The 12733-nt window shown below is 58.2% G+C and carries 11 protein-coding genes; 10 read left to right on the forward strand and 1 reads right to left on the reverse strand.

Annotated features, from left to right (window positions below; translation table 11 throughout):
• Positions 1-35: 35 nt before the first annotated feature.
• The 10 genes from pafA to AARI_RS09030 all read left to right on the forward strand — a co-directional run bounded on the left by pafA (position 36) and on the right by AARI_RS09030 (position 12084).
• A complete protein-coding gene (gene pafA, locus AARI_RS08985; protein WP_013348983.1) occupies positions 36-1412 on the forward strand; it encodes a Pup--protein ligase in 1377 nt (458 codons plus the stop codon).
• 118 nt (positions 1413-1530) lie between these two features.
• The gene (locus AARI_RS08990; RefSeq protein ID WP_013348984.1) at positions 1531-2466 is read left to right on the forward strand and encodes an FKBP-type peptidyl-prolyl cis-trans isomerase; all 936 of its coding nucleotides are present in this window, start codon (positions 1531-1533) and stop codon (positions 2464-2466) included.
• A gap of 16 nt (positions 2467-2482) precedes the next feature.
• Entirely contained in the window at positions 2483-2878 is a 396-nt protein-coding gene (locus AARI_RS08995) for an FKBP-type peptidyl-prolyl cis-trans isomerase (RefSeq protein WP_013348985.1), read from the forward strand.
• A 93-nt stretch (positions 2879-2971) separates the two neighbouring features.
• Entirely contained in the window at positions 2972-4975 is a 2004-nt protein-coding gene (locus AARI_RS09000) for a helix-turn-helix transcriptional regulator (protein WP_013348986.1), read from the forward strand.
• Positions 4976-4978: 3 nt separating this feature from the next.
• Positions 4979-5338 (forward strand): hypothetical protein, encoded by a 360-nt coding sequence (locus AARI_RS09005; RefSeq protein WP_013348987.1) that lies wholly within the window; start codon positions 4979-4981, stop codon positions 5336-5338.
• A 35-nt stretch (positions 5339-5373) separates the two neighbouring features.
• Positions 5374-5586 (forward strand): Sec-independent protein translocase subunit TatA, encoded by a 213-nt coding sequence (gene tatA / locus AARI_RS18615; protein WP_081461216.1) that lies wholly within the window; start codon positions 5374-5376, stop codon positions 5584-5586.
• Positions 5587-5595: 9 nt separating this feature from the next.
• Positions 5596-6465, forward strand: coding sequence for a twin-arginine translocase subunit TatC (gene tatC, locus AARI_RS09015; protein ID WP_013348989.1), 870 nt, complete (start codon positions 5596-5598; stop codon positions 6463-6465).
• 28 nt (positions 6466-6493) lie between these two features.
• Entirely contained in the window at positions 6494-9277 is a 2784-nt protein-coding gene (locus tag AARI_RS09020; protein WP_013348990.1) for a DEAD/DEAH box helicase, read from the forward strand.
• 56 nt (positions 9278-9333) lie between these two features.
• Positions 9334-10941: an amidohydrolase gene (locus AARI_RS09025; RefSeq protein WP_013348991.1), complete on the forward strand. Its 1608-nt coding sequence runs from the start codon at positions 9334-9336 to the stop codon at positions 10939-10941.
• Positions 10942-11355: 414 nt separating this feature from the next.
• Positions 11356-12084 (forward strand): polyprenol monophosphomannose synthase, encoded by a 729-nt coding sequence (locus AARI_RS09030; protein WP_013348992.1) that lies wholly within the window; start codon positions 11356-11358, stop codon positions 12082-12084.
• 213 nt (positions 12085-12297) lie between these two features.
• Here AARI_RS09030 and AARI_RS09035 read toward each other — a convergent pair whose 3' ends face one another.
• Complete coding sequence (locus tag AARI_RS09035; protein ID WP_013348993.1) at positions 12298-12645, reverse strand: RNA polymerase-binding protein RbpA; 348 nt, start codon at positions 12643-12645, stop codon at positions 12298-12300.
• Positions 12646-12733 lie beyond the last annotated feature (88 nt).

Consider the following 12733-nt stretch of genomic DNA (forward strand, 5'->3'; position numbering starts at 1 on the left):
GGCGCAGAACCGCAGTTGAGGGGAAGTAGCTACGCGTGGATCGCAGAATTTTCGGACTGGAAACCGAGTTCGGACTGAACTATGTCCCGTCCGATGGGCGCCGTTTGACCCCGGAAGATGCCGCACGGCACTTGTTCAAGCCCGTGGTCAGCTGGGGACGCAGCTCGAACGTGTTCTTGGAGAACGGGTCACGCCTGTACCTGGACGTGGGATCGCACCCGGAGTACGCCACCGCGGAATGCGACCAGCTCGAACAGCTGATTGCCCATGACCGCGCTGGCGAGGTGTACATGCTCGACCTGGTCGACCAGGCCGAAGACCAGCTGGCAGAAGAAGGCCATGAAGGCCGGATCTACATGTTCAAGAACAATGTGGACTCGGCTGGCAACTCCTATGGCTGCCACGAGAATTATCTGATTCCGCGAAAAATCGAGTTCAAGCGCCTAGCTGACATGCTTATCCCATTCCTGGTCACCCGCCAGATCTTGTGCGGTGCCGGGCATCTGGTCTCTGACGACCAGGGACAGGTCAACTACGCGTTCTCTCAGCGTGCCGACCACATGTGGGAAGGCGTTTCCTCAGCGACCACGCGTTCACGGCCGATCATCAACACCCGCGATGAGCCGCATGCCGATGCCGAATACCACCGCCGGCTGCACGTGATCGTGGGGGACTCGACCATGAGCGAGACTACCCAGCTGCTCAAGATCGGTGCCACGGACCTGGTGCTGCGGTTGATCGAATCCGGCGAGATCTACCATGATCTGCGGCTGGAAAATCCGATTCGTTCCATCCGCCAGATCTCCCATGATTTCACCGGCCAGAGCGTGGTGCGCCTGATGGGCGGCGACGAGCCGACGGCCTTGCAGATCCAATGGATCCTGTTCGAATCAGTCAAGGAATTCATTGCCCGCCACGGCGCTCACCATGATCAGGTCGATACGGTCTTGGAACTGTGGGAACGCACGCTGAACGCGGTGGAAACCCAGGACTTCTCCCTGATCGATAAGGACATCGACTGGGCCATCAAGCACAAGCTGCTGATGGGCTATGCACAGAAGAACTCCCTGGAACTCTCAGCTCCTCGACTGGCACAGCTGAACCTGACCTACCACGATATCGACCCGCAGCGCGGCTTGTTCCACCTGCTCAAGCGACGCGGCCTGGCTACCTCCGTGGTCTCGGACGCGCAGATCCTGGACGCGGTCAATAATCCGCCGGCCACGACACGCGCGGCGGTGCGCAGTAAATTCATTCGTGCGGCCAGGGCCAATGGCCGACGCTACAGCGCCGATTGGGTGCACATGAAGTATGAGGACGGTCCGGGCGGCATTGTGCTGTGCAAGGACCCGTTTGCAACGGTTAATGCACAGGTCGACGAGCTCATCGAACTCATGGGACAGCAGCTTTAGCTAGCTGAAAACAAGTATTTACACAGCAAAAACCTCTAAGCTGGACGCAGAACATTGCCCGCAGGTTCCATCAGCGGCGGCAATGCATTACCAGCTAGTCCAATCGGAAAGAAGATTCGTGCGAAAAGTTTTGGCAGTATGCGCCACCGCGTCCATCCTTGCTCTTGCGTCCTGCGGTTCGGGTTCGTCATCCCTGAGCGACATTGACGTCAAGCCAGCAGCAGATAACAAGACCGCACCGGAAGTCACCTTTGACGCTCCGCTGCTGACTGAGAAGGCAGAAGCCGTCACCGTGGTCGAGGGGGAAGGCGCCGACATCAAGGAAGGCGACACCATCCAGATCCAGTCGGGCCTGTACAAGACCATCGACGGCCTGCTGACCAACGAAAACTTCACTGCAGAACCAGCTCCCATGAAGGTGGACGCAACGCTCAAGGAGCAGATGCCTGAGCTGTACGAAACCCTGCTCAAGTCCCAGATCGGCGACTGGATCGCCTACGCGGCTATCGAAGGCGTCCAGCAGGCTGATGGCAGCGTATCCGAACCAGCAGAAGGTTCGCGTGCCGAACGGTTGATCGTGATCAATATTGCCGATTCCAAGAGCCCGAGCAAGGCACTGGGCAAGGAAGAGGTCCAGAAGCTCAAGGACGAGGGCAAGCTTCCAACCGTGAAGACCGGCAAGGGCGAACCGAAGATCACCATCCCGAAGGACACCGAAGCTCCAGCAGGCCTGGCAGTGGACATCCTTGAAGAAGGAGATGGCCCAGCGGTTGGCGCAACTTCCAAGGTCACTGCCCACTACCACGGCGTGCGTTGGGAAGACGGCAAGAAGTTCGACGGCAACTTCGGCAGCAAGGAAGGCTACGAAGCCGATATGGCTGGCGGAGTCATCGAGGGCTGGCTGCAGGGCTTCCAGGGTCTGAAGGAAGGCAGCAAGGTCTTGCTGACTATTCCTACCGACCTGGCCTACGGTGAAACTGCCGAAGCCCAGGGACGTCCTGCAGGACCACTGGTCTTCTACGTAGAATTAGACAAGGTAAGCGAAAGCAAGTAACAGAAAGGCCGTGACTATGTCGTTCGGAGAACGCAACTACGACCGCACCAAGCCAGAGATCGATTTCCCAGGCACCGACGCTCCTGAAGAACTGGTCATCACCGACCTGGTCGAAGGAACCGGCGCTGAGGTCACTCCCGGCACCACCGTTGAGGCGCACTACGTCGGTGTTGCCTGGTCCACTGGTGAAGAGTTCGACTCTTCCTGGGGCCGCGGACAGACCCTCGACTTCCCAGTGGGCGTCGGAATGGTCATCCAGGGTTGGGACCAGGGCCTGTTGGGCATGAAGGTCGGCGGACGCCGTCGCCTGGATATCCCATCGCACCTGGCCTACGGCGAACGTGGCGCCCCAGGTGCCATCGCCCCTAACGAAGCACTGATCTTCGTTGTAGACCTGATGGGCACCAAGTAATACTTAGTGCTGGCAAATGGCCCCGATAAACAATCGGGGCCATTGCTGTCTTAAAAGTCATCCTTATAGTCAAAAGTTGGTTAGTGTAGGCACGTGAGCACAAAGCAAACCTCGGGACCCAGCAAAGCAGAACGCTTGACCAGCCTGATTTACGCGCTGGCAACGACTTCTCGGAAGTTCAACGCTGAGCGCATCGGATCATATTTGGCGCCAGAAGGTTCCAAAGAGACACGCGAAAAAGCGTTGGATCGTCTTAAAGACGACATCCGCAATGACTTTGGCCTGCAGCTGAACAAAGAAGTGATCGATGGTGTCACCTACTACAGCATCGACACCACCGACTGGTTCTTGCCTCCGGTGGAATTCAGTCCTGCCGAAGCCGGCCTGGTGGCCTTGGCTGCGAGCCTGTGGAAGGACACCAAGCTGCAGTCCCTGGGACTCAACGCCGCAGCACGAGTGACCGGTCACGAAGGCGACACCTCACCGGTGGCATCCCTGGCTGGCTCGCTGGTCCCGCGCCTGTCCCTGGATGAACCAAACTTCCGCGAGTGCGCACTGGCAGTGTTCAACCACAACACGCTGAAGTTCGACTACAGGTCCTCCAATGGAGCACCGAGCCAGCGGATCGTGGACGTGTGGGGGATCGGGCAGCGCTACGGCAACTGGTACTTCACCGGCTATGATCACACGCGCCAGGACACCCGCGTCTTCCGGCTCTCCCGTGTGCAGGGAAAGTTCGTCAACTACCGCCATGGCTCCGGGGCTTCGGATCCGTCGTACCGTGCCCGCCCTGAAGATTTCGACATGACCAAGGTCTTGCAGGACTTCGATCTGCAAAATCCAGGCCTGGTGGCCACGGTCAAGCTCCTTGGCGAAGAAGCCATCCCTTTGCGCGCCCAGGCCGTGAATGGACGCAGCGACCAAGATGAGCTGCAGATCGGCTACGCGGATCCGCATTCCTTTGCCCAGCAATTAGCCGGTTATGGTCCAGCGGTTAAAGTGCTGGCCCCTGGCGAACTGGTCAACCAGGTGCGCCAGATCCTTGGCGACGCGCGCACCGCGCAGCTTGAACAGGGCACGAAGGATTCCTACGCCGATACCAAATTCCGTCCTCACAGAGCGACCGGTCGTGGAACCACAACGACTCAGGTCATGCGAAATATCGACATGATCCAGTACGTGCACGCCCACGGGATCGTAGAAGTTGAAGAACTGGCTCAACGCTATTCGATGACCGTGGCCAAGGTTCGTGAAGAGCTGGCCATGATCATGATGTGCGGTGTTCCGTACGGCCAGCACGATGAGCTGATCAACGTCAACGACGGCGACGTGGAATCCGATACCGTCACGATTTCCAATGCGGCGTTGCTGGCCGAGCCGCAAAAGCTCGCCCCACTGGAGGCCGTAGCCATCCTCGGCGGCCTCAACGCCCTTGCCAGTATTCCTGAATTCGAGCACCAGCAGGTACTCAACGCCGCTTTGGCCAAGGTCAATTCCGCAGTAGCACGCTTTGACGGATGGAACGGTGCGCTGGGATTCGCCCTGTCCAAAGCGCGTGAAAACGACATTCCGCAACAGCTGATCCAGGCGATCCGCGCCCAAGAAGTGGTTCGCATTGATTACTACTCGGCCAGGTCGCGGACCCACCAAGAACGCGATGTGGAACCGATCCGGCTCATTGAAGATGGTGCGGTTCAGTACCTGCGTGCGTGGTGCCGGAAACGTGAGAGCTTGTTAACTTTCCGGGTGGACCGGATGTTATGCGTGGAAAATGCAGGTGAACAATTCGCGCTGGCAGTGCGGCATGAAGACCAGCAAGATGTGCAGATTCGATACGAGTCGAGCGCTGACGATCTTGAGGTCATGGTGCATGTTGACGCGGAATTCTTGCCAGTTATTGAAGCTTTCCACCCGCTTTCCTGGTCTGCGGGAAAGGTCGGCGCTGGCTATTTGGCCAACGTCCGTTTCTCCGATCACCAAGTAGCTGCGCCGCTGGTGGCTCGCCATAGCGGTAAACTGACAGTGGTCTCTCCTGACGCTACGCGCGAACACGTAGTGAACTGGTTGGACGAGGCTATCCGATTGTATGAGGATTAATAAATGCTTCCTTGGTGGTTCTGGGTCCTTTTGTGGACTGTACTCGTTTTGGCGACGGTACTCGTAGCGGCCCTTGCCGGCTTCCGCTTGTTCAAGCGGGGTATGGCAGTAGTTGAGGGCCTTGGCGACGCTGCTGATCACATCAGCGCCGGTTTGAGCCAAGAAGGCACCGTTGTCCAGTACGCACCGAATCCACGGCGCTACCCCCACGGGACCGATGCTACGCATGCGGATCCGGAAGAGATCAAAACGCTTCGCGATCAGGGAAAAGCCGAAAGAATTGAGGCGCGTCGGGTACGTCGCGTTACACGTCGCGCGGAGCGCGGCCAAGCTCAGAACATGCGTGACCTACGGCTGTTCTGACGTAGACTTTATACAGAGAGAAGGGAATCCACATGATGGGTTTGCAGGGATGGCATATCGTCATCATTATCGTACTTGCACTGCTGCTTTTCGGCGCTCCAAAGCTTCCAGGCTTGGCTCGCTCGATGGGCCAGTCGTTGCGCATTTTCAAGTCCGAGGTTCGCCAGATGAAGGACGACGATCCTAAATCAGAAACCGTTGACGGCACCGTCAACGAACAGAACCCCAACGAAAAGAACAACTCGTAGACCTCTTCAGTGGCAACAAATAAAGACAAGACCCCTCGCAGCAAGAAGAAGCGGGTCAAGGACGCAGAAGGCCGGATGGCTCTTAAAGAGCATCTGATCGAAGCACGCAACCGTTTATTCAAGTCGCTCATTGCGCTGACCTTAGGTACGATTGCCGGCTTCTTCGTCTATGACTGGCTGCTTGCCTTGCTGATCGCCCCCGTGAAAGCGGCAGGCGGATCCGTAGTATTCACCGCGGTGATGTCTCCCTTCGACATCATGATCAAGGTGGCGCTATTCGTCGGCCTGATCGTTTCCTCTCCGGTGTGGCTCTATCAGCTGTGGGCATTTATCGTTCCAGGGCTCAAGAAGAACGAACGCCGTATGAGCTACAGCTTCGTTGCTGCCGCCGTACCGCTGTTCCTTGGCGGAGTCGCGATGGCTTACTTCGTCTTGCCTTTCGCACTGGAATTCTTCATCAGCCTGTCGCCGGAGAATTCAGATAACCTGCTGAACATTTCCGAGTACCTGCCATTTATCATCCGGCTGCTGCTTGCCTTCGGGCTGGCGATGCTGGTTCCGGTTTTGATGGTTGGCCTGAACTTGGTCGGCATCCTGCCGGCCAAGCTCATCTTGAAGCATTGGCGCATTACCGTCTTCCTCATCGCTTTGGTTGCCGCGATGGCAGCACCAGGCGGCGACGCGATCACGATGTTCGCGCTGGCCGGACCACTGTTCCTGACCTTCGCCGCAGCTACCTTGATCTGCCACTTCAACGACAAGAAGCGCGCAAAGAAGCTGGCAGCCCAGGAAGCTGAAAATGAGCGCCTGGCAGCAGGCGGCGTTGCAACAGACATCGACGCTCCGAGCACGATTGACGAACCAAAATCCCAGCTCTGACATAGGGCGAGAAAGTGAACGACCACAAGTGACTTCACCCGCGGAACGCTACGCGAATTCCAAGGCACGGCAGGTCGAAAACGGCACTGCACTTCCAGACTTCCGCGCAAGCCTCTCTTTCGACTTGGATCCATTCCAAGCCGAAGCTTGCCAGAAAGTCGCCGAAGGGCATAGCGTGCTGGTTGCCGCTCCTACCGGCGCCGGCAAGACCGTAGTTGGCGAGTACGCCATCTACCAGGCGCTGCGCGAAAACCGCAAAGCTTTCTACACCACGCCGATCAAGGCACTGAGCAACCAGAAGTATTCGGAACTGGTCAATCGCTATGGCGCCCAGAAGGTCGGGCTGCTCACCGGTGACACGTCGATCAACTCCGAAGCCCAGATCGTCGTGATGACTACCGAAGTACTGCGAAATATGCTGTACGCCGATTCCCAGACCCTGGATGGGCTCGGCTACGTGATCATGGACGAGGTCCATTACCTCGCCGATAAATTCCGCGGTGCCGTCTGGGAAGAAGTCATCATCCATCTGCCCTCCAACGTGCAGATCATTTCCCTCTCCGCCACCGTCTCCAACGCCGAGGAATTCGGCGGCTGGCTGGACACCGTGCGCGGTCAAACCGACATCATCGTGTCCGAGCATCGTCCGGTACCGCTGTTCCAGCACGTAATGGTGGGACCGAACGTCGTGGATCTCTTCGCTGAAGACGTCGCCTTCGACAAGGTGGCAGAAGACGATTCCAAGGCATCGGTCAACCCCGAACTGCGCAAGCTGGTGCGCACCCACAACTCTGGCGGGCGGGTTCAGCGTGGCCGAGGCCGCGGGGGACGTGGTCCTCAGCGCAGCGCTGGCATGGGCCATCGCATCAACCGGCCATCGGTTATCGGAAAGCTCGACCGCGCGGGTCTGCTGCCAGCCATTTTCTTCATTTTCTCCCGCAAGGGCTGCGATATGGCGGTACAGCAGTGCGCCATGGCCGACCTGCGCCTGACCACCAATGAAGAAGCAGCAGAAATTGCCCAAGCGCTGGATGAGGTTGCCTTCAGAATCCCCAGTGAAGATTTGGACGTGCTCGAATTCTGGTCGTGGCGCGATGGTCTGGTTCGAGGTTTCGCCTCCCACCATGCCGGCCTGCTGCCGATTTTCAAGGAGATCGTCGAAGACCTCTTTGCCCGTAACCTGATCAAGGTCGTCTTCGCCACCGAAACCCTGGCACTGGGCGTGAACATGCCAGCACGTTCGGTCGTGTTGGAAAAACTGGTCAAATTCAATGGCGAATCGCATGTCCAGATTTCTTCGGGGGAGTACACCCAGCTCACCGGACGTGCCGGGCGCCGAGGCATTGACGTGGAAGGCCACTCAATTGTTGTGTGGAATCCGGATCTGGAACCGGAAGCGCTGGCAGGCCTGGCCTCCAAGCGCACCTACCCGCTGAATTCTTCTTTCCGTCCGACCTACAACATGTCGACCAACTTGCTGGCGCAGTTTGGGCGCGAGCAGACACGACAGATTCTCGAGTCCTCCTTTGCCCAGTACCAGGCTGACCGCTCCGTGGTGGGCATGGCCCGCCAGGTTCGATCCAAGGAAGAATCCCTGGCCGGATACGCAAAGTCGATGGAATGCCATCTCGGTGATTTCACCGAGTACCTCAAGCTCCAGCGCAACCTGGCGCAAGTGGAAAAGAACGCCGCCAAGGACCGCCGCAATCAACGCCGTTCGGCGGCCGAGCAATCCTTGCAATCGGTAATCCGCGGTGATGTCGTGGATCTGCCAGGAGGCCGCCGCTTTGGGCGGGCCGTAATTGTGGAGCTGGATAAGGCGATGTACAACCCTCGCCACACCGTGCTCACCGAGGAAGCCCAGCTTCGTCGGATCTCCACCGAAGACCTCAATGGCCCGGTGCAGATCGTTTCGCGTATCAAGGTCCCCAAGGGCTTCACCGGGCGTGCTCCCAAGGAACGCCGTGACCTTGCCTCGTCGTTGCGCAATGCGATCTACGAGTCTCGTCCGCCGCGCCAAGATGCCCAGAGCTTCGACTTTGAAGGCACTGACTCTTTCGAGCGCGAAATCAACGAGTTGCGCCTTGAACTCAAGGACCATCCTTGCCACGCGTGTTCGGAGAAAGACCAGCATATGCGCTGGGCGGACCGGTATTGGAAGCTGAAAAAGGACACGGAAAAGGCTCGACGCGCCATCCGTGGACGGACCAACACGATTGCCACCCAGTTCGACAAGGTCTGCAAGGTGCTCGAGCAGTTCGAATACCTGATGCCTGCCAACGATGGTGAAGACTTCGAGCTGACCGGCTCGGGCCGCCGCTTGCGCCGCATTTACGGCGACCGCGACCTGCTCACCAGCCAGATCCTGGAAACCGGAAAGCTGACCGCGCTGAACGCCGAAGAGCTGTGTGCTGTCGTGGCCAGCCTGGTCTACCAGGCCCGGCGTGATGGGGATCGTGCCGATCCGAAGATGCCGACGAGCAAGATTGATGAGATCTGGAACAGCACCATTAAGATCTGGGGAGAGCTCTCGGATGCCGAAGAAGCCTTGAACCTGGATCCAACTGCTCCACCAGAATCCGGACTGATCTGGCCAATGTACAAGTGGGCCCGCGGCTCGAGCTTGAACAGCGCACTGCGCGGTACCGACCTGGCACCCGGCGACTTTGTGCGCTGGGCCAAGCAAGTTATCGATACGCTGGATCAGTTTGCCAAGAATACTGACCTTCCGCCCTTGCTGGTTCGCAACGCCTACAAGGCAGTTGACCAGATCAAGCGCGGGGTCGTTGCGTACTCGAACGTGCTGGATTAACCGGCAGCAGCGTTCGAAGAATTTATTAGTCAGTGCACGAGAAAAGGGAGACCCTGATGGCGAAAACACTCTACCGAAACGGTTCCATCTACTCGGCAGCCGATCCATTCGCGACCGCGATGGTCGTGGATGGGGACACTATCGCTTGGTTGGGCGGAGAAGACGCTGCCGAACGCCATGCCGGCACCGTAGATGAAGTCGTTGACCTCAACGGTGGATTGGTCGCCCCGGCCTTCGTTGAATCCCACACGCACCTGGCGGCTCTGGGACGCACGCTCTCGGGTGCTGACCTCGGTGCAGCATCGTCGGCTTCCTCGCTGCTGTCCCTGATCGCCGAGCATGCGCAGAACTCCACCAATATGGTGCTGGCCCAGGGTTGGGACAACTCGGATTGGGCCAACCAAGAGTTGCCGGCTGAAACCGATCTGACCAGCGCAGTTGGCGGCCGAGGCTACTACCTGGCTCGCCGAGATGTGCACAGCGCACTGGTTAACCAAGAATTGCTTGACCTGCTGGATCTGGGCCACCTGTCTTCGGGCACGATCGCAGGGGCTGACCACGATGCGGTCCGCGAGGCCCTGACCAAGACCCAGAAGGCCGAACAGGAATACCAGCGTCTTGCTCTTGAGCACTATGCTTCCCGAGGCTTCGCAAGCGTTGTCGAGATGGCGGCCCCGCACCTGGAGGGCCGTGAGGCCCTGGACCAGCTGCTTTCCATCGACAGCTCCAAGCTGCCGCAGGTCTACGCCTACTGGGGAGAGCTGGTGGCCGATGCCGATCATGCCCAGGAACTCACCGCTTCATTCCCTGCAGGCAAACTGCTGGGCTTGGGCGGAGACCTGCGGGTGGATGGCTCGCTGGGTAGCCACACCGCCTACCTGCGCGAAGATTACAGCGACAAGCCAGGGCAGCGCGGCACCCTGTACCTGAACCGTGAAGAAATCGCGGCTCATCTGGTCGCATGCAGCTCCCGCGGAATCCAGGCTTCGTTCCATGTCATCGGAGATGGCGCCCTGGACGAGGTGCTGGCAGGGTTCGACCTGGCTTCCGAACAGATTGGCATCGCCAAGCTGCAGATGTGCCGCCACCGCCTGGAGCACGTGGAGATGGTTGACGAAGCTACACGGGCGCGTCTGCTGCAGTACGCCATCATGGTTTCCATGCAGCCGGTCTTCGACCAAGCCTGGGGTGGCTCGAACGGCATGTACATCCAGCGGCTAGGCGAGGAGCGTGCCGCGTCGATGAACAACCTCTCGGCCATGCTCTCCGCGGGCGTGCCCATGGTGCTCGGCTCTGACGCACCGGTCACCGAGGTCGATGGCTGGCAGGTAGTTCGTGCCGGCATGAACATGAACAACACCGATGCCCGCATCTCGGCTCGTGCGGCCTTCCTGGCGCAGACGCGTTCGACCTATCGAGCCATGGGGGAGATGAACCCGTACGCGGGGCAGCTGGTCATTGGAGCGCCGGCAACTTTTGCCGTGTGGACTGCCTCTGAACTTGCTGTGCAAACGCCGGATGTGCGGATCAGCTCTTGGAGCACCGACGCCCGCGCAGGCACCCCGATGCTTCCGGTTGTTGATCAGGAGATTCCGCAGTGCTTGCGTACTGTACGCGCCGGCGTCACCCTTTTCAATGCCCTTGAGCCAAGCGAATCTGCCTGAAGTCAAACAAATGCTCAACAAGCAAAAGAAATTCACTAATTTTGCCCTGACTTGCGGACTCTAGGTAAAGCGTGAAGTCATTTGATGGTTGACAGCGTAGGTGGGTAAGCGACTAGGCTAGCCTAGGAACCTCTTCGAGAGGCACAAACATTGCGTTGGAAACTTCGCAATCTGAACAACGATCCTCAGTGACCTTAGATAACATTCTGTGCGCCTTGCGGTGTGCAGAATAGGGCCGAAGTCACTGAGGATCGTTCGTTAAAGCGGTGTCTGCAGTTCGCCGGCTGGTAAATCATGACTATAATTTGAGTTTGGACTAACTCTTTTCTGGCTCCGGAATCCGGCAGGACAAATCCGAAAGTATCCTGAGCAGACGAGAAGCTTTGTGTTGTATACCAAGAAAGGTGCCGCCGCGTGCGCGTCATTACAATCATTCCGACTTACAACGAACTGGAGTCGCTCCCGCTGACCGTAGGACGCTTGCGTACCGCAGTTCCTGACTCGGATGTATTGATCGTCGATGATAACTCGCCAGACGGCACCGGTGAACTCGCAGACAAGATGGCTGCAGAGGATTCGAACATCAATGTGCTGCACCGTACCGGCAAGGATGGCTTGGGAGCGGCCTACATCGCTGGTTTCGAATGGGCGCTTGCCCGCGATTACGACGTGCTGGTAGAGATGGATGCCGACGGCTCGCATATGCCAGAACAGCTGCCACGCCTGTTGGAAGCCAGCGCTGCTGGCGCCGACCTGGTGATCGGTTCGCGTTGGGTCAAGGGCGGCGAAGTCGTGAACTGGCCACTGCTGCGCAAGATCATCTCCCGTGGCGGCAGCTTCTACTCCCGCACCATGCTGGGCTTGCCGTTGCGCGATATCACCGCCGGTTACCGCGCCTTTAAGCGCGAAACCCTTGAAGCTATCGACTTTGATGCTGTTGAGTCACGCGGCTACGGCTTCCAGGTGGACATGACCTTCCGTGTAGCCATGCTTCGCAAGAAGATCGTTGAAGTTCCTGTTACCTTCGTCGAGCGCGAATTGGGCGCCTCGAAGATGAGCGGAAACATCGTTTTTGAAGCAATGTGGAATGTCACCCGCTGGGGCCTGGGTGCCCGCTGGAAGAAGCTGACTTCCAAGAAGTAGACACGAACTTATTTCTCTGGCGTGCAACGATCTTTCGTTGCACGCCAGATGAACTTAACCGCGATTTTTTCCAGTGGGGGAGAAGCACCCACAGGCTAAGCCAGTAGCAGATTAAAAGGGTGAGGGCTGGGTTGATAACCAATGGTTATCAACCCAGCCCTCACCCAGTCCCAGACGGCCATGCTAGAGCAGCCAAGCCGTCAACGCGGGATATTAGACAGCGTCTCCACGTGCAGTGCGTAGCTGCTGCAGGCGGTCTGCCAGAGTCTTTTCCAGTTCCTCTTCGGAACGGCGCTCAAGGAGCATGTCCCAGTGGGTACGAACAGGCTTTTCATTTCCTGGCTCTTCGGCCTTTGCCTCGCCGTGGACGAGCTTAGCTTCCTTACCGGTCTTGGTGTGCCAGATTGCTGGAATTTCAGCTTCAGCTGCAAAGACGACGAAGACGGTCTCGCCCTCTTCGGTACGGTATTCCACACGCTGACGGGCAGCCGGCTCCACACCTGCCTCAGATTCCATGCTCTGTGCACCCAGGCGCATGCCTCGTAGGCTGCGATCGCTCATGTTTTCCCTCCGCGATGATTGAAGAATTCGCTACACGTACCAACGTTTGGCACTCGGAAATAATTCCCTCCGACTAGAGGGGAAGATA

This window comes from Glutamicibacter arilaitensis Re117 (assembly GCF_000197735.1).
Taxonomy (GTDB): Bacteria; Actinomycetota; Actinomycetes; order Actinomycetales; family Micrococcaceae; genus Glutamicibacter; species Glutamicibacter arilaitensis.

Bases quoted from the DNA above. Each gene is read 5' to 3' on its own strand.
- AARI_RS08995 (WP_013348985.1), top strand. From the start codon at position 2,483: ATGTCGTTCGGAGAACGCAACTACGACCGCACCAAGCCAGAGATCGAT.
- AARI_RS09005 (WP_013348987.1), top strand. From the start codon at position 4,979: ATGCTTCCTTGGTGGTTCTGGGTCCTTTTGTGGACTGTACTCGTTTTG.
- tatA (WP_081461216.1), top strand. From the start codon at position 5,374: ATGGGTTTGCAGGGATGGCATATCGTCATCATTATCGTACTTGCACTG.
- AARI_RS09025 (WP_013348991.1), top strand. From the start codon at position 9,334: ATGGCGAAAACACTCTACCGAAACGGTTCCATCTACTCGGCAGCCGAT.
- AARI_RS09035 (WP_013348993.1), bottom strand. From the start codon at position 12,645: ATGAGCGATCGCAGCCTACGAGGCATGCGCCTGGGTGCACAGAGCATG.